Below are 21,647 nucleotides of genomic sequence, written 5' to 3' on the forward strand. Positions count from 1 at the left end.
ATCTCTTCGTTTTACCCAGAATGGAGGTGGAAAATTGATACATGCAGGAATAATTGGAGGTACAGGATACACGGGTGGTGAGCTTTTAAGGATTCTCTCAAAACATCCCGAGGTTGAAGTTGTGGCCGTAACATCAAGGAGAGAGAAGGGCAGAAAAATTCATGAGGTTCATCCGCATCTTAAGGGATTTTACGAGATCGAGTTCATCGAGCCTGATATTGATCACCTTTCCGAATGCGATGTGGTGTTCACCGCAGTGCCCCATGGAGAGGCAATGAAATACGTTCCCGAACTTTACGAATCCGGTTTAAGGGTGGTGGATCTTTCGGCAGATTACAGGCTCAGCAGGGATAAATACGAGGAGGCTTATGGGAAAAAGCATGAGGCGTACATAGAAGCAGTTTACGGACTTACCGAGCTCCACAGAGAAGAGATTCCGAAAGCCCGGCTTGTCGCAAATCCCGGATGCTATCCCACCGGAGCAATTCTCGCAGCAGCTCCGCTTGCAGAGCTGGAGCTGATTGAAAGGGTTATTTTCGATTCCAAGAGCGGAATAAGCGGGGCGGGAGTAAGCCCGACGGAATTCACTCACTATCCCAACCTTCATGAGGCGATCGTTCCATACAAGATCACAGACCACAGGCATTATTATGAAATGGAACAGGAGCTGAGCAGATTTCAGGACGACGTGAGGGTCTCATTCACTCCTCAGGTTTTTCCCGGATCGAGGGGTATACTGACCAACGCTCACATATTCCTGAAAGGAGAGCTTGAGCAGGACGAACTGGAGAAAATTTACAGGAAATTCTATAATAGCTCCTATTTCATAAGATTTCAGAAGGCTGTGAGGCTCAGCTATGTCCGAGGAAGCAATTTTGCTGACATTTCCATAAATAAGGGTGCTGACAGGGTTGTCGTCGTCTCTGCAATAGATAATCTTGTTAAGGGGGCAAGTGGACAGGCTGTGCAGAACATGAATGTAATGTTCGGGCTTGATGAATGGATCGGACTGGATTTCCCACCACTCTTCCCGTAGAGGTGAGGTTTTATGGGCGAGGTGTTTCAGAACGAACTGGTAAAAGAGCTTGTTGAGAAATACAGGGTTCTTTGGGCAATAAACCACGCGAAAGCCCTCATGGCATGGGATAATGAAACATACATGCCGAAGGGCGGAGTAGGAGAGAGGGCAATGGCCATGGCCAACCTCAGCACACTTGAGCAGAAGCTGATGCTCGACCCCGACTTTGTATCTTTGCTTGAAAGGGCAGAGGGAATTGAAGACCTTAATGAGTATGAACGGGGCGTTTTAAGGGTATTGAGGAGGAATATAGACTACCTCAGAAAGATACCTCCCGAGATTGTCTTTGAGATAGCCAAAACGTCTCAGGAAGCTGTGCAGGTTTGGGACGAGGCCAAAAGAAAGAATGATTTCGAGAAGTTCAGACCCTACCTTGAAAAGCTCTCCAACCTCGCAAGAGAGGTTGCTGAAAAGCTGGGGTATGATGACAATCCATACAGTGCTCTGCTCGATCTTCATGAAGAGGGACTGGACATCAAAAAGGCTGACAGGATATTTGATAAGGTCATTCCCGCATCCAAGAAAATACTCGAAAAAGTCAGGGAAGATGATCTGTTTCCGGATTCGCACCCGCTTGAGGAGGTAAAGTATGAAACAACTGTTATGGAAAAAGTGAACAGAGAACTTCTCGATTTGCTTGGCTATTCCTGGGAAAGAGGACGACTTGATGTCAGCCCGCATCCGTTCACGATTACTCTGGGAATAGGTGACGTGAGAATCACGACCCGGTATGAGGGGTTTGATTTCAAGAGAGCGATGTTCTCGACAATCCATGAATTCGGACATGCTCTGTATGAACTTCAGGTGGATGAGAGGCTGAAAATGTCCCCCATCGCAGGTGGAGTGAGTCTCGGAATTCACGAAAGCCAGAGCAGACTAATGGAGAACATTGTGGGGAGAAGCAGAGCCTTTGTATCACTTATAAGGCCATTGCTGGAGAAACATCTTGATTTTGTGAGGGATTACGATGATGACGAGCTTTACAGGTACTTCAACACGGTGAAGCCGGGCCTCATAAGAGTGGATGCAGACGAGCTTACGTATAACTTCCACATTTACCTCAGGTACAAGCTTGAGAAGCTGCTCATTGCAGGCGAAATTGGTGTGGATGATTTACCAGAACTCTGGAATGAGGAAATGGAGAATCTGCTTGGAATAAGACCGACAACTTACAGTGAAGGGGTGCTTCAGGACATCCACTGGAGCCATGCCTCCTTCGGCTACTTCCCGTCATACACTCTGGGGAACGTGGTTGCAGGACAGATCTGGACAGAGATTGTAAAGGTGATTGATTTCGAGGATACAATACAAAACGGAAAATTTGAGGAAATTTACGGTTTCCTGAAGGAGAGGATCCACAGGTGGGGTGGCACCTACTCGCCTCAGGAATTGCTGAAGAGGAACTTTGGAAGGGACTACGATCCGGAATCACTGATAGCATACCTCAGGCAGAAGTACACAGGTTGAGAAACCTTTCATTTTCTTTTTAACCCGGACAATGGATTCGGTAGCGCCGGGGGTGGGATTCGAACCCACGCGGGCATAGCCCACGCGCTCTCCAGGCGCGCGCCTTACCACTCGGCAACCCCGGCCTGCCAGCGACTATGTGGAGTTGAAATATAAGTATTGTGCTGAGCAACCATTGCATGCATCTGCAGCATTTATTTATTGTCACGCCGGCAAAAATTGGGAATCTCAGAATTCTCTGAACATCTCTTTGGAAATGCTGCAGAGCGGGCATATCTCGGGAGGAGTACCGGTAAAAATGTATCCGCAGTTGGGGCACACGTAGATTCTATCATCGAATGCTTTATCTCTGCCGCTCTCCACGAGGACTCTGAGCTTTCTGTAAACTTCTGCATGTTCTTTTTCGGCTTCAAGAGCCCATCTGAATGATGTTGCAGCCCTTTTTCTGTTTTCCCTTATCGCAGTATCGTAAAATTCAGGATACATTGTCTCGATCTCGTGGGTTTCACCCCTTATCGCTTCATCTATGTTCTTCAGAGGATCTTCGATCTCTTTTTCTTTCAGGGCTTTCAGGTGGTTCTTTGCATGCACGAATTCTGAAAATGAGAACGCTTCGAAAACTCTTGCGAGGTTTTTCAGACCCTTTTCCTTTGCCACTTCTGAAAAGATTCTGTACTTTATGCTGGCCTGACTTTCTCCAGAGAAGGCATTTTTCAAATTGTCCTCGGTGGACACTTTTATCACCGCAGATTGATATGAAAAATCCTGATAAATAGTTTTCGCGATCATTTCATGTACTGTAAAATTTGCGTCCTCAGCTCTCTGTAGCTCTCATCGTCAAACCCCTTTTTGTATTCTCTCAGAAGCTTTTTCAACTCCTCATTTTTCATGAGTCTTAGCCTTGAGTTCAGATACACTGCGAACTGCGTGAGATTGGACGGTCTGCATTTTATGACGCCCCTCTCGAAGTCTATGAACACGATTCTGTCAGAAATGATTATGTGTCTGTCGGGGTGGTTCATTTCTTCCTTCTGGATTCCCAGCACGTCCAGTTTCCTGCAAATATCCAGTATCCTGCCGATGGTTTCGCTGTTCAGCTCATTGATCACGTCCTTTATTGGTCTGCCTTCTATGAACTCCATTTCGATTTCAAGTTTTTCCGGATTTATTGAGTACAGCCGGGGTACAAAATCGAACTCCTGCAGAAGGCTGAGAAATCCTGCCTCCTTCCAGAAATTGTATCTGTACGCTGGAAAGAACTGCTTTATCGCTCTGTCTCCCTCCACCCTTACTACTGAGTGTCTGCCCCTCATACTCTCATTACATGGATGCTCTCGGCGATTTTCTCGTCTATGGCAATCTGGGAGTTTCCGAGCTGTATTAAATAGGCAGGATAGACTCTCATAACTCTGATTCTTTTTCCTGGCAGGATTCCCAAGGATATCAGTTTCTTGATGGTCGATTCATCTCCTGAAATATATTTGATCTCACCATGCTCTCCAGGGGATAGAGAGGTGAGCCTTACGACAAGGCTCTTGACTTCTTCCTCTCCCCTCAGACAGCACTCTCCCCTGGGTATCTCTCTGCCGTGAGGGCATATGGATGGGTGGCCGAGAAGCGTGCAGATAGCCTCTTCAACCTCCTCGCTGATGACATGCTCAAACCTGCATGCTGAGCTCTCCACTTCCCTGTCGCTTGCCCTCAGCACATCGTGTAAAAGCCTTTCAGCAAGTCTGTGCAGTCTGATTATTTTCTTTGCCCTTTCATGGCCTTTTTCAGTGAGTGTCTTCCCGTCGATGTATTCTTTCTTTTGCAGCTCAGACAGGGTTTCGCCGTCAAGTTCGGGAAACTCCTCATTTCTTTCAACGGTTCTGACATAGATTTCCTTCAAGGCATTTTCAATTCTTTCGTCATTTCTCATAACAGCACCTCAAGAATTTCTCTTACTATAAATCCTGCTGTGAATGCTATTGTCAGTGCAGTTAATGCGGTTATGACTGCAAACTTCCAGCCCCTTTCCTTTCCGATTACGGAGAACTGGGCTATACATGGTACAAAGAGAGTTAGAACGACCATTGAAACTATTGTCTGATTGTAATCGAGCAGACCTCCTGAGACCAGATCGTAGAGACCTGCAGTGCCGTAATCTCTTCTGAAGAACCCGTACAGAAATATTTCACCCATTTTGGGTGGGAGCCCGAGAACTTCAGCGGGTCGTCCAAGGAGTCCAACAACCAGATCGAAGACTGTTGTGATTCTCCCCACCCATATCGCAACGCTTATGAGCAGAAATATTGGCAGCACCTCTTTAAAGTACCATTCGAGTCTTGATACGGTTTTCATCATGATGTTGGACAGTGACGGGATCCTCAGAGGGGGAATTTCCATGTAGAATGATGGCGCCTCACCGGGGAGATATTTTCCTGCAAGCAATCCAATCGCGAGCAGTATGGTGAATACCGAGAACGCCCATACGGCAAGAGCGAAAGAATCTGGAACGATTCCGAGGATTATTCCAAGCTGTGCCGAACAGGGTATTGCGACTGCGAGCATGAGTGTTGCGATTATTCTCTCTCTCCTCGACTCAAGCACCCTCGTAACGATTACGGCCATTGTCCCGCAGCCGAGACCGAGCACCATGGGTATGATTGCCCTGCCACTCAGGCCTATTTTCTTGAAAAGCCTGTCAAGCAGCATGGCCATTCGTGGGAGAAATCCTGAGTCTTCCAGTATTGAAAATGCAAGGAAGAACATTGTAACGATGGGGAAAATTATCGCCAGAGCATACCTCAAACCGAGTGTTACCACCCCGTATTCCCCACCTATAAGTTCTCTTATCCAGTAATTCGGAATGCTGGACTCCAGCCAGGTATTGAGCGGCACGTTTATGATTGTTTCATACCAGGATTCAATTGCATCAACCATTATCTGGGCGCCTATGACGCCAGCAAAAATGTATAGGAAGTACAGCGCCGCTATACTCATCGGAATTGCGGTAACCGGGTTGAGGCTCAGCTCATTTATTTTGTCGTATATTCTCCTTTTTTTCTCGATCTGAACCACTGCGTCTTTTAGTAACTCTTCTGAGAGTCTCTGGTATTCCATCGCCAGCAGGTATGCTATAGACCTTCCCATCCTCCTTCTCAATTCGGAGAGTTTGTTTTCGTCTATGTTCAGTTTTTCTATCACATCTCTGTCGTTTGAAAGGGCGAGAATCGCCAGCAACTTCTTGCTGATGGTGCTCTCCTGACCAATCAGACCTTCGGCCTCTTTTATTGCCTCTTCCAGTACTGGTGAAAATTTAAACGTTCTTTTTTCGAGCCGGATTTTGCTCAGCTCTTCAATTTTCTTCAAAAGCTCTTTTATTCCTTTCCCCTTTACAGCGACTGTTTTTATCACCGGAATTCCAAGTTTTTCCTCAAGTTTTTTTTCGTCTATTACCATTCCGGCCTTTTCGGCTTCATCCACTGCATTCAGAACAAGGATGACGTTAAAACTCGTTTCAAGTAACTGCAGTGTCAGCGGCAACCCCCTTTCGATATTCTTGGCGTCAACGACGTTTACTATGACTTTCGGCTTTGAATTGAGGATTATATCTTTTGCAACTCTCTCCTCCTCTGTTATGGAGAACAGAGAATACATTCCGGGCAGATCCGCAACTGTGAGGTTCAGACTTTTTATCTTTCCTGTGAGGATATCCACTGTCGTGCCAGGGTAATTGGAGACATCTGCGTATCTCCCTGTGAGCTTGTGGAAAATTACACTCTTTCCAACGTTCGGGTTCCCGACAAGAAGGACATCGTAATCTGGGTGTGTGTGCTGTGTGGACTCTGTGCCGTGACAGTGCATATTTTAGGGTAACCTAAAAATTATATAAACTTTATGGCTCCACACCCCTGTTCGTAATTTTGAAGAAACAGTAAATGCCCTCTGGCATGGACCTGTGCTTTACGAGCCTGGCTATTCTTTCATCTCTGGTTTTTTCCAGCGAGATTATAGTTTTTGATAGATGGTCAATACTCGGACCACCTATTGGTCTGATCTCTCCGCTGTTTACGTCTGTGAACATTTGATTCGTGAATACCACTGCCAGGTCGTGTTTTCTCGCCAGTCCCAGCAGGAATGTCAGCTGGGATGTGAGCTCCCTTTTAACCCTGATCTGCCGGCTCTCGTCTTCAAGCTCTGAACGATACAGGGCTGTCAGCGAGTCGATGATTATTAATTTAATCTCCCGGCTCTTCAGCAGTCTTGCAAGCTCCTTTACGGCTGTGCTTTGCTGCCTGAAATCAAAAACCTCGTAAATGTAGATGTTTGACAGCACTGATTTGTCCTCAAAAATCTGATCTATTCTTTCAGCCGAAAGCCCCTCTGTGTCAATGTATGCAACGCTGAACTCTTTTGCGGTGTTGTATGCGAGCATCAGGCAGAGCGACGTCTTGCCTGTTCCACTCTCACCGTATATCTGGGTGATGGTCCCGGTTTCGACTCCTCCTCCGAGGATATCATCGATGCATTTACTTCCCGTTTCAAGCTTCATTGATTTTCTCCTCTATGATTTTTCTGACCTTAATAACCGGAATTCCCGTTTCCCGGGAAATCTGCTTGATGTCCTCGAATTCAGGCTTGGTTCTGTAATCGGAAACCTTGACTCTTACGATATACTTTTTTCCACCCACTTCAACTTCAATTTTTTTGATGTGCCTGCTCGCTTTAATCCTGTGGTGGACAGGAATAATCCTCACCCCTATGCTCGTGGTCTCTTTCATAATTGTTTCTGCTACCTCTTCAGCCCTGCTGTGGTCTGCAATAGCTTTCAGTATCCATGCGGGTCTGCTTTTCTTGCCAGTTGCGGGGATCAGGGAGACATCGTGGCAAATCTTCGAAAGAATCTCCATGGCATTTGCTATGTCTTCCCCACTCATGTCGTCTATGTTGGTCTCCACAATCACCACGGAATCTGCTTTACTCCCTTCTGCAAGTATCAATCTCAGAAGATTCGGTTTCTCCAGTTCCCTCGTTCCAGCACCATAATTTATGTTTTCTACGCGGAAGGGCAGGTTTGGGACTCCCTCTGAGAAATGAGACAGTATTGCCGCACCTGTGGGAGTCAGGAGTTCTCCTTCTCCATCCATCAGCACTCTCAGTTTGCTGTTCTTAACGATTTCAAGAGTCGCGGGAGCCGGAACCGGAAGAATACCGTGATGTGTTTCGGCAAAACCTCTACCTGCGTAAACTGGAGTCGTAAAAATCCTGTATCCCTTGTTTTTCAACCTTGTAATGCCCGTTACGGCACAGACGACATCGAATATGGCGTCATCGCTCCCAACTTCGTGGAAAATGGCGTTTCTGTAATCTGTCCCATGTATTTTTCCTTCAGCCTTTGCAATACGCTCAAAAATCTGCAGGCTTTCTTTCTTCACGACTTCTTCGATATCTGCCCCGGCAATGAGCTTAACGACCTCTGAATACCTCCTGCTCTTTCCTCTTTCTTCCACTTCGACGAGATTGGCTTTTATTCCGTTTCTCTTAACCTCTTTCAGTCTGAGCTCAATGTTCAGACCCATGGAGTTTACCACATCCAGCAGATCATCCTGACTAAGTGTAACGTTCAGGAGTGAGCCAGTAATCATGTTGCCGCTCGCCCCAGAGAAGCAGTCAAATATGGCCATCTTCATCCTATCACCACAACACTTTTTACTCAGTTTCCTTTAAATTGTTACCATGGAAGAAATCGCACTCAAGGTTAATCAGGCTTACCCAAGTGATTCAGGAAGGGGTATAGCCAGACTTGATCCCGAAACAATGTTCAGGCTCAACATTTCACCGGGAGATATAATTGAAATAGAAGGCAGGAAAAAGACGGTTGCGAAAGTCTGGAGGGCTCCGAAAAGAGACTGGGGTAAAGGAATAATAAGGATTGACAGGTTCATCCGGGAAAATGCTGGCGTTGGTATTGGTGACACGGTCAAGGTCAGGAAAGCAGATTACAGCATTGCAAAGCAAATAATCCTCGCCCCGCTGAAGAAAATAGATTACCGGCTCTTTGGTGCAGACCCGGAAAGCTATCTGAAGCATCAGTTTCTCAAGAGGCCTGTTGTTGAGGGGGACATCATCCCCCTTGTTGGTGCAACAGTGACGTTTGGGAGGCAGCCCCAGCAGCCGGTTCTGCTTGCGGTTGTCAAGACCGATCCGAAAAGTGCAGTCATCATCGATGAAACCACGAAAATAGTCCTGAGAGACAAGCCCGTGAGAGGTTTTGAAAGGTTTGGGAAGGCAGGAGTTACTTACGAGGACATAGGCGGCCTCAAGAAGGAGCTGCAGAAGGTCAGGGAGGTTATAGAGCTACCTCTCAAGTATCCTGAGCTGTTCCAGAAGCTTGGGATCGATCCACCAAAGGGTGTGCTGCTTTACGGTCCACCCGGCACCGGAAAAACGCTCATCGCAAAGGCCGTGGCGAATGAAATCGGGGCAAGCTTCTTTACCATTAATGGACCCGAAATCATGAGCAAGTTTTACGGTGAGAGTGAACAGAGGCTCAGAGAGATTTTTGAGGAGGCGAAGGAGAACTCTCCAAGCATAATTTTCATAGACGAAATTGATGCAATAGCTCCCAGGAGAGATGAGGTTACAGGAGAGGTTGAGAGAAGAGTCGTCGCCCAGCTCCTCACTTTGATGGACGGCCTCGAGGAGAGGGGGCAGGTAATAGTCATCGGTGCAACCAACAGAATCGAGGCAGTCGATCCCGCTCTCAGAAGGCCCGGAAGGTTTGATAGAGAAATCGAAATAGGTGTGCCTGACAGGGAAGGCAGGTATGAAATTCTTCAGATACACACAAGAAACATGCCTCTCGAGCCTGATTACTCTCTTGAATTCGTTATCCCCTCCCTTGAGAGCCTGAGAGAGATACTAAGAGAGAACGGGGATGTAAGACATGCAGACATCGAGTTCATAATCGAAGAGGTAAAGGACCTTGAGAAAAGGGACGAAATAAGGTCTGCGATAGAGAGCATACTGCCAGGGGATCTCAGAGAGGAGCTGGAAAGGGAGATTGTAAAGACGATGCTCCGGTATCTTGCCGACCAGACCCACGGTTTTGTTGGTGCGGACATAGAGGCATTGTGTAAGGAAGCTGCAATGAAGGCTCTGAGGAGGATAATTCCTCATATAGATCTAAACGAAGACACCATACCTCCAGAGCTTCTTGAAAACCTGAGAGTTACCATTGATGATTTCAGGGAGTCTCTGAAGGAAATTGAACCTTCCGCAATGAGGGAGGTGTTTGTTGAAATTCCAAAGGTTACCTGGGACGACGTTGGTGGGCTGGACGACGTAAAAAGGGAAATCATTGAGGCTGTGGAGTGGCCATTGAAGTATCCTGAGAAGTTCAAGAAGTTCGGCATCAAACCACCAAAGGGTGTGCTGCTTTACGGTCCACCCGGCACCGGAAAAACGCTCATCGCAAAGGCCGTGGCGAATGAAAGCCAGGCCAATTTCATCAGCGTTAAGGGAAGCGAACTGCTCTCAAAGTGGCTTGGTGAGAGCGAGAAAGCCGTGAGAAAAATCTTCAGAAAAGCCAAGCAGGTCGCTCCGTGTATTGTGTTCTTTGACGAGATAGACGCCATAGCTCAGATGAGGGGGTTCGACGAGGGCAGCAGAGCTGTGGAGAGGGTTGTCAATCAGATTCTGACTGAGATGGACGGCCTTGAGGACCTTGATGGTGTTGTGGTAATCGGAGCAACAAACCGCCCCGACATTCTCGATCCTGCTCTGCTCAGGCCCGGTAGATTCGACAGGCTGGTTTACGTGAAACCGCCAGACAAAATGAGCAGGCTGGCCATATTCAGGATCCATACGAAGGGTATGCCTCTTGCGGATGGCGTGGACCTTGAGGAGCTTGCTGAGGTTACAGAGGGCTATGCCGGGGCAGACATAGAGGCAGTCTGCAGGGAGGCGGTTATGCTTGCTCTGAGAGAAAACATAAACGTGGAAAGGATAGAGATGAGGCATTTCCTTGAGGCCATCAGAAAGGTGAAGCCCAGCATAACGGATAGCATGCTGAGCTTCTACGAAAGGTTTGAGGAGAAGGCAAAGGAGGTTAAGAGAACACAGAAGGCCATGCTGGGTTATGGTTAGCGAAACATTTATACCTTTTTTCATTTCAATTTTAAAAGGTGGTGATAATGGTTTTTGCAAGAGAAATGCTCAACAAGGTGGTTTTGCTGAGCGATGGAACTGTTGTTGGTGTCGTGCACACTCTAACCTTTGACTTCAAAACAGGGAGTCTCGTCAATGTTGTGGTGAGGCCGAAAAATGAGGTCGAGGGATTGAAAAAGGAGGATGGTTACTACATCATTCCGTTTGAAAGTGTTAGGTCCGTAAGTGATTATGTGGTAGTGGACAGGAAGAGAGTTTGATGAGGGAGTATCTCTTTCCGCCCCTGATTTTACCACTATTTATTGCAATCATCCTGCTGCCATTTTTTGCGATCCTCTTTGCCTTCGGTGCCACCTCAGCACTTTCAATAGTTCTCGGAATGTCCGTTAATGAGGCAATGATAATATTCACCATGATCGTGATTGGGTCCCTCATAAATATCCCTGTTTATGAAAAGGCAGGCAGGATCATTGAAAGGAGGTTCAGCTTTTTCGGACTTATTTACTCTGTAAGGCGAAGGGAAAAGATAGTTGTGGCGGTAAATGTCGGTGGGTGTCTGATTCCATCGTTCATTTCTCTCAAGCTCCTTTCGGAGATGGATATCTCCGCATTTCTTCTGGCGTTTTTCATAACTTCCGCTGTTACCTATGCCGCTGCAAAACCGGTGCCCGGTGTGGGCATAACAGTTCCAATGCTCGTACCTCCCCTGACTTCGGCTCTGGCATCCTATCTTTCGGTTCTCCTCTTCTCTCTCCCCCTGATGGATGTACCAAGGCTGGCCTTTGCGAGCGGAGTCCTTGGCTCACTTTTCGGAGCGGACATATTTCATTTAAGGGATCTTGAAAAAATAGGTTCCGGGGTCGTGAGCATAGGTGGTGCCGGCACATTCGACGGGATTTTTCTGACCGGCCTGTTTTCGGTTCTGTTTGCAGTGTGGCTCATGTGACCTACGGTTTCAGAATTTCTATATCCAGGACGTATCTGTTGACTCGAGGAGCAAAGTTTCCACATTCTCTCCAGAACAGAATCCTGGCATTGTAACCCGTGTCCTCAATTTTTCCGACAATCTCCTTTTTTTTGTTTTCAATTTCTTCTTCCCCGCTGAACGTGTAGAAATGGAGTGTGCCACCACTTCTGATTTTTTTGAGTGCGATGTCGAGGAAATCTCCGGCATTGTAGGGGGCAGGCATTAGAATTCTGTCAAATGCACCGTCAAGCTCCGGCACGACTTCCCTCACGTCTCCTTCAACGACCTTTACGACATTCTCGACTTTATTGATTTTCACATTCTCTCTGAAATACCTTACCGCTTCCGGATTAAGCTCGACGCCGATAACCTCTGAGGGCCGTGCCAGCTTTGCGATGACGATTGCGTATGGCCCGACGCCTGCAAACATCACGAGAACACGCTCTCCATCTTTTACAAGCCTTGCGACTCTCTCCCTCTCTCCAGAAAGCTTTACCGTGTAGTAAGCTTTCGTCGGGTCAACTCTGAATCTGCAACCGTGCTCTTTTGCCACCGTTTCGGTCTCTCCGCCATAAATGACCTCGTATCTTGCAACCCTGAATTCGCCGCTGACCTCTCCGGTTTTTCTGAGGATGGTTTTGACGTGCTTGTGCTTCAGCCTGACCCATTCAACGATATCATTTTTCAGATACATCAGCTGTTCCGGCAGATCGATTATCATCACATCTCCAATAATTTCAAAACCTCGTCTCAGCAGGGCTATGTCCGAATCCCTTGCTTTACCTTTCAGATAGTCTTTCAGCGTCATTCTCTCCATTCAGGACTACCTTTAAGGTTCTGTTAATTACACTTTTCGCCATACTGTTCATCTGCCAAAACCGGTAAAGCTTAATTATTGCCCTCTGTGAATGGGATCATGGTCAAGCTTGCCGTGTCTGGAAAAGGTGGTGTTGGAAAAACTACTCTCACAGCTGTCTTGGCTCATCTCTTTGCGAGAGATGGTTACAATGTCATCGCGATTGATGCTGATTCTGATATGAATCTGCCATCTGCCCTTGGCGTGAAGCAGGTGAAACCTCTCTCCGGGCTGAAAGATGTTATTGAACAGCGGGTTAAGGGCCCTCTCGGAACTTACAAAGTAAATCCCAGGGTTGATGACGTTTTTGAGGCATATTCTGTGAGAAATGAGGATGGTGTTAGGGTTGCAGTTCTTGGAACGATTGAGAAGGGCGGAGATGGATGTTTCTGCCCTGAAAACGCTTTTTTGAGGGCAATACTGAGGCATGCCATCTTCAGAGAAAAGGACGTTCTGCTCATTGACATGGAGGCAGGAATAGAGCATCTGGGCAGGGGAACAGCTAAGGGAGTTGATCTGCTAATTGCAGTTGTTGAGCCTGGAGTGAGGAGCTTTGAAACTCTTTCAAGAATAGAAAAGCTTGCTGAGGATATAGGGATAGATCGGGTCGGAGTGGTGGTGAACAAGTATATAGAGACTGAAAGGTCTAAGGAGCTTGTTGAAAATCTGGATAAACCATTGCTTGGAGTAATTCCATACAGTCAGGCATTTATAGAGGCAGACCTTGAAAATCTGCCCCCGTACAGGGTTGTGGATCTTGAACCCTTCATCGAGATAAAGAACAACATAATGCGGATGGTGGGCAGATGAGGGTTGCAATCCTGCTCAGGAAAAAATATGGGAAAAGAGCTGTGGAGCAGATTTCGAAGAAATTTGACGTAGTAACATTCAGGCTACCCGATGAGCTGCCGGAGCTGATTGATGAACCTGAAGAGATAGAATTGCCGGATGAAATTTTTGATAGTGACATCATTCTGAGCTATGCTCTTCATCCTGATGTGAGCTACGAGCTGATAAGGAGGTCTGAGGGGAAAAACGTGAAAGCTGTAATTCTGCCTGGCGGGCCAAAAAGTGGCTCAAGAACTCAGCTAAAAGAACTTGGTGAGAAACACGGTGTGAAGGTAATATGGGAGGATGTGTGCTGCGCTACACCATTCATGGACGATGAGGGTATTGCAGAATTCTTTGCAGAGTTCGGCCTTCCTGAATTTGAAGTTGATGTCGAGGATGGAAAGATCAAAGACGTCAGGGTAAAGAGATCTGCAATCTGCGGTTCAAGCTATTTTGTTGCTGAGAAAATCAGAGGGCTGGACATTGATGAAGCCCCGGCAAAGGCAGGATATTTCACCCAGATCTATCCGTGCTTCGCTTCAAGGGGCATTGATGGAAAAATCCACCGCGCTGCACACATCCACAAGAGACAGGTGGAAAGGGCAATTGAAAGGGCTAAAGAAAAATATCAAGAATGATTGAAATCAGCAGGACTGAGCTTAAAACGGCGTTCAGATAGAAAAACGAAATCTGAATTGCTTTTTCATCCTTCCAGAGCCAGACTATGCTGTGTTCAATTAAGAGCAGGATTGCAATGGCGATCAAACCGGCTTTTGCAAAACTCCCGGGAGTGTAGATTTCGATGACTGCATAGCTTAAAAGTGTGAAAAATATTGCGTGGTTCATGGCGGAGACGATTTTGCCTGTCGTTATGCCAAACCTGGCCGGAATGCTGTGCAGACCATGCTTTATGTCAAATTCGTAATCCTGAAGAGCGTATATGATGTCAAAGCCTGCCACCCAGAAAATCACCGCCATACCGATTAAAAAGGGCAGGAAATCCTTTCCGAGAAAATCGAAGGAATTGGTTACGGCGATCCAGCCGCCCATGGGGGCGTAGGCAAGGTTCAGTCCCAGAATGTAGTGCGAGATGGCAGAGTATCTTTTTAGATACGGGTAAAGGTAGGCTGTGAGGACGGGAATGGGAGACAGGATGAATGTGAGCTCATTTATCAGATATGCTGAGAGAAAGTAAACGATCAGACTCATAAGGGTTATCGCATATGCCTCCCTCAAACTTATCAGACCTGCGGGCAAATGTCTCTTTGCTGTTCTCGGGTTCAGTGCATCAATCTCTCGATCTATTATCCTGTTCAGTGTCATGGCAGCAGTCCGCATGCTGGTGAAGGCCAGTGCTATCAACACGAAAGTTCTGATGTCAATCATTCCGCCTTCTGCCAGAAACGCTCCAAGGTATGCAAACGGTAAGGCAAATAGAGTGTGCTCTATTTTGATGAAATCCATGATGAGCCTAAGTTTTTTAACCATGCTTCCAAAACTGATTGACGATTTAAAAAGGTGATAGGATGGATGAGGAAAATATCTCATCAAAGGCAGTGCTTTCGATGCTCCTCGAGGTGTCTGCCAATCCCAAACCCGGGAATGTGGACAGGTTTCACAACTTCGATGATCTGAAATATGAACATTTCCTTGTTTCAGCATCATCAGCCTTTCCTGTCTTTCTCAGAATTGCTGAAAACAGAGTCTCCATTGGCAGAGGTGTTTACGATCTTGTTGCTACGACAAGAGAGTGGCATGAGGCTGGAAACGTTCATTTTGGAGCTTTCCTCCTTCTAACACCACTCGTCTATTCTGGGGGGGACGTTGACGAAGCCTTCAGGGCCGTCAGGGATTCCACATACGAGGATTCTCTCTGGGTGAAAAGGGCATTTGATATGTCTGAGGCAAGGGTTATGAAAGCGGAAAAACTCGACCTGGTGGATGACGTTGAGGAAGAAATTGTGCGGGAAAAGCTGAACCTTTACGACTGGATGAAGCTCGCTCCTGAGGAGAATTTCATTGCCAAGGAATACGTATCAGGGTTTGAGCTTTGCAACAGCGGAAAAGAAATGCTGCTCTCATACCATTCGGAAACAGGCGATGTGAATCAGGCGATAGTTCTGACCTACATGTCTTTTCTGGCAGAATTGCCCGATCCTCTGATTGTTGCCAAGAAGGGTATGGATGAGGCATGCAGGGTTAAAGCTCTTGCTGAGGAGGCAATGAATGTTTACAGAGAGACAGAAAACTTTGCTGTATTCGAGGAACTTGATGTGCTGCTCATCTCAGAAGGAATTAATCCGGGAAGTGTGGCTGATCTGACAATAGCGTCCATTTTTCTCGCTCTTGTGGAGGGGTGGAGATTTTGATCGAGAAATTTGGGCTGTATGAGGGGATAAACGAGGTCATAGGAATCACTTTTGGCGAATGGATAAATACGGCGCCTGTCGGACTAATCGTTGGTGATGATGTCCGGGTGAGGCTGTACAGCAACCATACGAGAGAGTTTGTGGATAAAAGTGGGACGCTCTATGTGAACGTCATTTATGACCCTCTCGTTTTTGTCATCTCTGCTTTTGAAGATCTTGGTAAGGAGTGGTTTGAGAGCCTTGATCCGCCAGTTATAAAGGGCAGTCTGAGCTGGGTGAAGTTTAGAGCAATGCTTGATGGAAATTTTGCCGTTCTCGAGTTTCTGGAAGGAGATGTCCTGAGAAAGGAGGTGAGGGCAGTTAACAGAGGATTCAACGCCCTCATTGAGGCAACGGTCCACGCAACGAGGTACGTTCTGACGGGAAGTAAAACTCTGGCGGATAAAATCCGGTATTACGGCAGGATAGTGGAAAGGTGTGGAGGCAGCAGGGAAAAGGAGGCTTATCGCCTGCTTGTAAAGTATGCCGGACTTGACTGATGTTATTTAAACAAAGTCCAGAAAAGAGAATGTAAAAAGTGAGAAAACAATATCAGACCTTCGGGTGTCCTGAAACGTCTTCGATGTTCTTCGCTCCGCTTTCGGTGTGGCAGCTCGAACAGTGCATTTTTCCTCTCGTGTTCTCAATCAGGCTGCCCTTGTTGGAGTGGCATGATCCGCACGTGTTCAGGTCATCATCCATTTCGTAGTACACATAGGCGAAGGTTCCGTCGTGCATGGCATTGATAAGCTCAACAGCCTTTCTTGCAACATCTGCCGTAAGTCTCGCGCACCTCTCGCTTCTTTCTGGTGAGAATGCTTTGTATCCAGAAACTTCGCACCAGTTTGTGACTGAAGCGTGGCACAGCGGTGAGTTTGCCACAGAACTGGGCATTGGGTCAAGCTCAGCCTTCATGGCCTTCGGTGGCTTGTATTTGGGCAGTTCCTCGACCTGATACCATGCATAAAGCTCGTTCACGACCTTGTCAGCCTCTTCTTCAGGCAGGCACAGATATGCGGCCCATGCGGCACCGTTTAGGGTTCCACAGAGTGTACCCCATCCCACAACTCCACCCTTTCCAACCGTTGCTATGCTTGCCACTGGCAGGAATTCTTTATATGGTGAACCGACCTCGTCTGCAAGAGCCTTTACTATTGCGTAGAATGAACCGAAACAGCAGTGCGCTCCGGGAAGCTCTTCCCCGTCGAAGGTCTTTCCGCAGTAACCCTGGTATCCGAGGTCTGCAACCTTGTCCAGGTCGAGTTTCTTGTATGTCCATGGTGGCTCTGGCAGTGACGGGGCTTCTTTCTCCACAACCTCCGGGGTTGGTGTGCCTGCTGGCTTTGGCGTTGTGGATAATCTTTCCTCCTCCTGCGCACACCCCATCAAAGCAGTCGCAAAAGCGGCCCCCATCATCCCGAGGAAACTTCGCCTGTACATATTATCACCATTATGATTGTGGACATCGATGCATATAAACATTTTGAATGTTCGATATGTAACATTTAACAATGAATAATAAAAACAGGTGGATTAATGTCGCAATTGCGCTCCGACTCGATTGTGCCAAAATTAATTCCAAAAAAGTGTGATTAAACTATGAATTCTCTCAGATCCCACAGAAGTCTTGGATGTTTTTTAAACAGCTCGAAAGCAAGTCTCCTAACACTCATCTCTTCGATTGGCATACCTTCAAGACTTTTTGCCAGCCTGTCCAGTGTTGGATCATCGAGTCTCATCATTTTTTCCTGAAGCTTTTTGTTTCTCACGAGACTCTCTCCGAAGTCCGACTTCCATTTTTCGTCGTACCTTTTCAGAGTCTCTTTGCTGTAGTCCTTTGCTTTGATAGCTTCATAAGCGGCTATGGCCGCGTGATGGCCAGCACTCATTGCATTGATTATTCCACCTCCTGTTATTGGGTCCGTGTGCCTGGCAGCATCACCTGCGAGCATGACGTTGTCTGCCACTGCAGTATCGATTGCCCCTTTAACCGGCACACCGCCAACAACAACTTCGACTATCTCCCCTTCAGGAAAATGTTCCTCGACAAACCTGTCAAGATACCATTTTGCACTTTTCTCTGCGAGACTTGGCATAACGCCAATACCAACATTCGCTGCATCTTTTCCCTTGGGGAACAGCCAGATATAGCCACCCGGAGCGTACTTTCTGCCAACCCAGAAGTAGGTCGTGTCATCATCGAACTCTATGTTGGTCATGAGATACTGCACGCAGCTTTCTATTTCATTCAGCTTCAGAGTGGTGTCTATCCCGGCCCACTTCGCAACCCTGCTCTCTACACCATCTGCACCTATAACAATCTTTGCGGTAATCTCGCTGAACTCGCCCATACTCCTTATCCCGAGCTTTACTGTACCGTTTTCTCTTTTGAACGATACTGCGGATGTCTTCGTCAAAACATCTGCACCGGCTTTGGAGGCGAGTCTTGCAAGATATCTGTCAAAAATCTTTCTTTCAAGGACGTATCCAACCTCATTTCCGGCATTTTCAGCGGAGAGAACAACTTTATGGTTTGAGGGAGAGATGATTTCTGCATTTTCTATCTCACTGGCAATCCACTTGCTGTCGGGATTTACAAACTTTTCAAGTCCTTCTCTGCTCACACCTTCAGCACATCTTACTGGAACGCCTATCTCCTGCCTTTTTTCAATCAGCAGGACGTCAAGCCCCTTCTCAGCGGCAGTTTTTGCAGCTATGCTTCCGGCAGGCCCTGCTCCAACGACAACAACATCGTAGTCAGTCATTCGACCACCTCTAAAGCGTTCATCGGACAGGTTCTGACACAAGCCTGACATAATGTGCATTTATCTTCATAAATTTCGAGATATGTTTCAACAAGCTCGTTGGCGTTGAATTTACAGACTGCAACACACGCTCCACAGTAGCCACACCTGTATCTGTTTACTATGAGCTTTTTCATGATTCGGAAATAGAACATTTATTAAATAATCTTTTCTGCTTTTGCGGTGGCATAAGCGAGCAGGAGAACTATCTGAACAAACTGATGAAACATGACATAAACTGCGTAGAGGGGTGAAAGTGCGAGTGTTAGAATTGCTATTACTGTGGAATTGTTTTTTCCAGTGCTGAGAAACACGTATGAGAGATGCTCTTCTCTTTTAATCCTGAACAGTTTTGATAGCATCTCTGAGAGGAATATTGACGAGAGTATGAATCCGGCTGAATACGGAAGCTGAAAAATAAAGCTGGTGGGGTGAATCAAACTGGCCTTCGACAGAAATATTGTGAACACGAGAGCACTCAGGCTGACTTCGGTGAACTTTGAAACCATCTCCCTTGAGGGCGTTACAAATTTTCTTAACACCTGTCCGAGAAGAAGGGGCAGAACAATCACAATCAGGAGGGTTTTTGAGATCTGAAATGGATCAATTCCGAGGTTGTGAATACCGGAGATTGTGGAGAGGAGAAGAGGATATAGCGCCACTCCGGCGAGAAAGTTTACTGCCATGAGTGATACGGTCAGTTCGAGATTTCCTCCTGAAATGATAACATATGCTGAATTCATGCTCGGAACGGGCATGAGCAATGATGCGGCGAGAGCTACCTTCATTATGTGGTTGCCTCCTGTTTTGAGGATCATCAGGGCAAATAGGGGAGAGTAGACGAAATTTACAAGCAGTGAAGCTAACATGGGTCTTTTCGATACTCCTGCAGATTCGAACCTGAATAGGATCATCGACGGAAATATTGTTGTGAATACAAGGGCTGTTATGAGTGTGGACAGCAGGCCCTGAACTCCGCCCGTATCCACAAGCCTCCCAAGGGTGTATCCCGTCAGGGCAGAAATGAATATGGGCAGCAGCTTAGCTATCAATTCTCAATTCCTCCAAGTACGCTCCCTCCCCCTCCTCAACATGACCAACAACGTCTCCTTCAAGCTCCTTCCTCAGCTCTTCAGCTGTGCTTTCACCGCATATCAGCATGAACCCCATTCCCATGTTGAACGTCCTGTACATCTCATCCGTCTCTATGTTTCCAAGCTCCTGCAGGAAGGTGAAGATTTTCTGGGGTTTGAGGGGGCTATCGATCACGAATTTTACCTTTTTCAGCCTTTTCAGGTTCAGCAATCCTCCGCCAGTGATGTGGGCCATTCCGTGGATGTCGTGTTCCCTTGCAACACCAAGCACCTCAGAGTAGATTCTCGTTGGAACCAGCAGCTCCTCGCCAATGGTGTGGTTCTCGAATTTGTCGAAGTAGCTGAGACCATTTTCCTCTACGAGCTTTCTTGCCAGAGTCAATCCGTTGCTGTGAATTCCGGAACTTGGGATTGCGAATATAACATCTCCCGGCTTGATTTTTTCACCGGTGATCATCCTTTTCTTGTCCACGAAGCCTATCACCGTGCCGGACAAATCCCAGCCGTTGACTATGTCGAGGGTCGCTGTCTCACCACCAACCAGCGTGATGTTTGCCATCTCACACCCCCTGTTCAGCCCTTCTCCGATTTCGCCCATTATTCTCTCGTCCGGTTTGTTTGTGGCTATGTAGTCCACCATCGCAACCGGCTCGGCGTTTATGGCGTAGAGGTCGTTGACGTTCATGGCGACGCAGTCAATGCCTATGGTCCTGAAGTTGTTCATGATCTCGGCGACCTTTATCTTCGTTCCAACTCCGTCCGTGGTTATTGCAATGCCCATACTGCCAGCGTCAATCACGCTTGCATAGTGGTTTGTGAGGATGGGCTGCCCCGGTCCCTTTCTGATGAATTTCAAACCAGAGATCAGGCTTTTTACGGCTTTTTCCTCCTTTCTTATGTCCACACCGGCATCAGCGTAAGATTTCATGCTGAGACATCTACCTAAACCTTAAAAAATCTATGCACAAGTAGTGGCGATGGAAAAGCTTGAAAGGCTGAAGTCGTTCATAGCAGAATTTGAAAGTGTTGCGGTTGCCTTCAGCGGTGGGGTTGACAGCGCAACACTCCTTGCGGTCTCGAGGGAGGTTCTCGGTGAGAGAGTTGTTGCTGTTACTGCCAGAAGCCCCACAGCACCCTCCAGGGATCTGAAGGATGCGAGGATGTTCGCGGAAGAAATCGGGGTGAGACATGTTTTCATCGAGCTGAACGAGCTTGAGGATGAGAACTTCAGGAAGAATCCTCCCAACAGGTGTTACTTCTGCAAGAGGATGCTCCTCTCGAGGATAACCGAGTTTGCAAGAAAGGAGGGGATACAGGCGGTCTTTGAGGGCACCAATGCTGATGAGCTCAGGGGGCACAGGCCGGGATATAAAGCAATAGCGGAGTTTGATAACGTCTATTCTCCCTGGGCGATGTTCGGCTTCACCAAAGACGAGATAAGAGAGATAGCAAGAAGCATGGGTTATGAGTTTGCGGACAAACCGTCAATGGCATGCCTCTCGTCAAGAATCCCGTTCGGAATGGAGATTGACGAGGAGAGGCTCAGAAGAATTGATGCAGCCGAGAATCTGGTCATCGCAATTGCCGGGGTTAAGCAGGTGAGGGTCAGGGATTTCGGCGAGAACGCGGTAATCGAGGTGGGCAGGGAGGAGAGAAACAGGATTTTCATTGAGGGGATTGCAGACAGGATTGTCGAGGAGCTGAGAAAGCTCGGCTACAGGAATGTGCTGATGGATCTGGAGGGGTACAGGACCGGGAAGCTTTCTGAGGGCTCTGCAAGACCGTAACCTGCAATTCTGCTGACCTGTGACAGGGTTGGGGGACAACAGCCTCAGAAAAGCTGATTTATATGCGTATTGCCTGATTGAAGGTTTGGTAAGGCCATAAACTGAATAAATGAGTTACAGCAGCTTTAAAATGTTCCACAACTGATACGCTCCGAACAGCGCAGTCGGAATTAAAGCACAGATGAAAGGTTTTTCCAAACC

The 21,647-nt window shown here is 47.2% G+C and carries 23 protein-coding genes and 1 tRNA gene; 10 read left to right on the plus strand and 14 right to left on the minus strand.

From position 1 onward, the window contains the following. Positions 1–34: 34 nt before the first annotated feature. Both argC and GACE_RS00250 read left to right on the plus strand, forming a co-directional pair. Complete coding sequence (gene argC, locus GACE_RS00245; protein WP_048093433.1) at positions 35–1,036, plus strand: N-acetyl-gamma-glutamyl-phosphate reductase; 1,002 nt, start codon at positions 35–37, stop codon at positions 1,034–1,036. 12 nt (positions 1,037–1,048) lie between these two features. Then, positions 1,049–2,545, plus strand: coding sequence for a carboxypeptidase M32 (locus GACE_RS00250; RefSeq protein ID WP_048090202.1), 1,497 nt, complete (start codon positions 1,049–1,051; stop codon positions 2,543–2,545). A 44-nt stretch (positions 2,546–2,589) separates the two neighbouring features. On the opposite strand, the gene GACE_RS00255 is transcribed toward GACE_RS00250, so the two are convergent. From GACE_RS00255 to larC, 7 genes are all read right to left on the minus strand, one after another. Then, positions 2,590–2,670 (minus strand) — tRNA-Ser (locus GACE_RS00255). Positions 2,671–2,773: 103 nt separating this feature from the next. Next, entirely contained in the window at positions 2,774–3,289 is a 516-nt protein-coding gene (locus GACE_RS00260) for a rubrerythrin family protein (RefSeq protein WP_318249230.1), read from the minus strand. A gap of 41 nt (positions 3,290–3,330) precedes the next feature. Further along, entirely contained in the window at positions 3,331–3,858 is a 528-nt protein-coding gene (locus tag GACE_RS00265) for a hypothetical protein (RefSeq protein ID WP_048090203.1), read from the minus strand. Next, on the minus strand, positions 3,855–4,466 hold the full coding sequence (locus GACE_RS00270; protein WP_048090204.1) for a metal-dependent transcriptional regulator: 612 nt from the start codon (positions 4,464–4,466) through the stop codon (positions 3,855–3,857). Before GACE_RS00270 ends, GACE_RS00265 begins: the two co-directional genes overlap by 4 nt. Then, complete coding sequence (feoB, locus tag GACE_RS00275) at positions 4,463–6,394, minus strand: ferrous iron transport protein B (protein ID WP_048090206.1); 1,932 nt, start codon at positions 6,392–6,394, stop codon at positions 4,463–4,465. The genes GACE_RS00270 and feoB overlap by 4 nt, the downstream gene beginning before the upstream one ends. Before the next feature lie 31 nt (positions 6,395–6,425). Then, complete coding sequence (radB, locus tag GACE_RS00280) at positions 6,426–7,082, minus strand: DNA repair and recombination protein RadB (protein ID WP_048090208.1); 657 nt, start codon at positions 7,080–7,082, stop codon at positions 6,426–6,428. Then, on the minus strand, positions 7,072–8,220 hold the full coding sequence (gene larC / locus GACE_RS00285; protein WP_048090210.1) for a nickel pincer cofactor biosynthesis protein LarC: 1,149 nt from the start codon (positions 8,218–8,220) through the stop codon (positions 7,072–7,074). Before larC ends, radB begins: the two co-directional genes overlap by 11 nt. Positions 8,221–8,266: 46 nt before the next feature. Here larC and GACE_RS00290 point away from each other — a divergent pair, with 46 nt between their 5' ends. Genes GACE_RS00290 through GACE_RS00300 form a run of 3 tightly spaced genes read left to right on the plus strand, consistent with a single transcriptional unit; the run spans position 8,267 to position 11,645 of the window. After that, a complete protein-coding gene (locus GACE_RS00290) occupies positions 8,267–10,678 on the plus strand; it encodes a CDC48 family AAA ATPase (RefSeq protein ID WP_048090213.1) in 2,412 nt (803 codons plus the stop codon). Positions 10,679–10,725: 47 nt separating this feature from the next. Next, a complete protein-coding gene (locus tag GACE_RS00295) occupies positions 10,726–10,959 on the plus strand; it encodes a PRC-barrel domain-containing protein (protein ID WP_048093437.1) in 234 nt (77 codons plus the stop codon). Continuing rightward, positions 10,959–11,645, plus strand: coding sequence for a DUF1614 domain-containing protein (locus GACE_RS00300; protein ID WP_048090216.1), 687 nt, complete (start codon positions 10,959–10,961; stop codon positions 11,643–11,645). Before GACE_RS00295 ends, GACE_RS00300 begins: the two co-directional genes overlap by 1 nt. A gap of 1 nt (position 11,646) precedes the next feature. On the opposite strand, the gene GACE_RS00305 is transcribed toward GACE_RS00300, so the two are convergent. Then, positions 11,647–12,483 carry a class I SAM-dependent methyltransferase gene (locus GACE_RS00305; RefSeq protein WP_318249231.1) on the minus strand — a complete coding sequence of 279 codons (837 nt, stop codon included), beginning with the start codon at positions 12,481–12,483 and terminating at the stop codon, positions 11,647–11,649. A gap of 99 nt (positions 12,484–12,582) precedes the next feature. On the opposite strand from GACE_RS00305, the gene GACE_RS00310 reads away from it, so the two are divergent. Next, entirely contained in the window at positions 12,583–13,332 is a 750-nt protein-coding gene (locus tag GACE_RS00310; RefSeq protein WP_048090218.1) for an ATP-binding protein, read from the plus strand. Then, positions 13,329–13,991 (plus strand): DUF166 domain-containing protein, encoded by a 663-nt coding sequence (locus GACE_RS00315; RefSeq protein WP_048090221.1) that lies wholly within the window; start codon positions 13,329–13,331, stop codon positions 13,989–13,991. The genes GACE_RS00310 and GACE_RS00315 overlap by 4 nt, the downstream gene beginning before the upstream one ends. On the opposite strand, the gene GACE_RS00320 is transcribed toward GACE_RS00315, so the two are convergent. After that, complete coding sequence (locus GACE_RS00320) at positions 13,969–14,841, minus strand: UbiA-like polyprenyltransferase (RefSeq protein WP_048090223.1); 873 nt, start codon at positions 14,839–14,841, stop codon at positions 13,969–13,971. The genes GACE_RS00315 and GACE_RS00320 overlap by 23 nt on opposite strands. A 38-nt stretch (positions 14,842–14,879) precedes the next feature. Between GACE_RS00320 and GACE_RS00325 the strand changes: the two genes are divergently transcribed. Both GACE_RS00325 and GACE_RS00330 read left to right on the plus strand, forming a co-directional pair. Continuing rightward, positions 14,880–15,722, plus strand: coding sequence for a triphosphoribosyl-dephospho-CoA synthase (locus GACE_RS00325; protein WP_048090225.1), 843 nt, complete (start codon positions 14,880–14,882; stop codon positions 15,720–15,722). Further along, positions 15,710–16,261, plus strand: coding sequence for a DUF447 domain-containing protein (locus GACE_RS00330; RefSeq protein ID WP_318249232.1), 552 nt, complete (start codon positions 15,710–15,712; stop codon positions 16,259–16,261). Before GACE_RS00325 ends, GACE_RS00330 begins: the two co-directional genes overlap by 13 nt. A gap of 52 nt (positions 16,262–16,313) precedes the next feature. On the opposite strand, the gene GACE_RS00335 is transcribed toward GACE_RS00330, so the two are convergent. The 5 genes from GACE_RS00335 to purM form a co-directional block, all read right to left on the minus strand. Beyond that, positions 16,314–17,201, minus strand: a complete 888-nt coding sequence (locus GACE_RS00335; RefSeq protein WP_052400155.1) for a C-GCAxxG-C-C family protein — start codon at positions 17,199–17,201, stop codon at positions 16,314–16,316. A gap of 152 nt (positions 17,202–17,353) precedes the next feature. Continuing rightward, positions 17,354–18,526, minus strand: a complete 1,173-nt coding sequence (locus GACE_RS00340) for an NAD(P)/FAD-dependent oxidoreductase (RefSeq protein WP_048090229.1) — start codon at positions 18,524–18,526, stop codon at positions 17,354–17,356. Continuing rightward, complete coding sequence (locus tag GACE_RS00345) at positions 18,523–18,702, minus strand: 4Fe-4S binding protein (RefSeq protein ID WP_048090230.1); 180 nt, start codon at positions 18,700–18,702, stop codon at positions 18,523–18,525. The genes GACE_RS00340 and GACE_RS00345 overlap by 4 nt, the downstream gene beginning before the upstream one ends. Before the next feature lie 21 nt (positions 18,703–18,723). Further along, positions 18,724–19,617, minus strand: a complete 894-nt coding sequence (locus GACE_RS00350) for a bile acid:sodium symporter (RefSeq protein WP_048090231.1) — start codon at positions 19,615–19,617, stop codon at positions 18,724–18,726. Continuing rightward, positions 19,607–20,587 carry a phosphoribosylformylglycinamidine cyclo-ligase gene (purM, locus tag GACE_RS00355; protein ID WP_048090234.1) on the minus strand — a complete coding sequence of 327 codons (981 nt, stop codon included), beginning with the start codon at positions 20,585–20,587 and terminating at the stop codon, positions 19,607–19,609. The genes GACE_RS00350 and purM overlap by 11 nt, the downstream gene beginning before the upstream one ends. 49 nt (positions 20,588–20,636) lie before the next feature. Here purM and larE point away from each other — a divergent pair, with 49 nt between their 5' ends. After that, a complete protein-coding gene (gene larE / locus GACE_RS00360) occupies positions 20,637–21,446 on the plus strand; it encodes an ATP-dependent sacrificial sulfur transferase LarE (protein ID WP_048090236.1) in 810 nt (269 codons plus the stop codon). Positions 21,447–21,647: the final 201 nt, after the last annotated feature.

Source organism: Geoglobus acetivorans, from assembly GCF_000789255.1.
GTDB lineage: Archaea > Halobacteriota > Archaeoglobi > Archaeoglobales > Archaeoglobaceae > Geoglobus > Geoglobus acetivorans_B.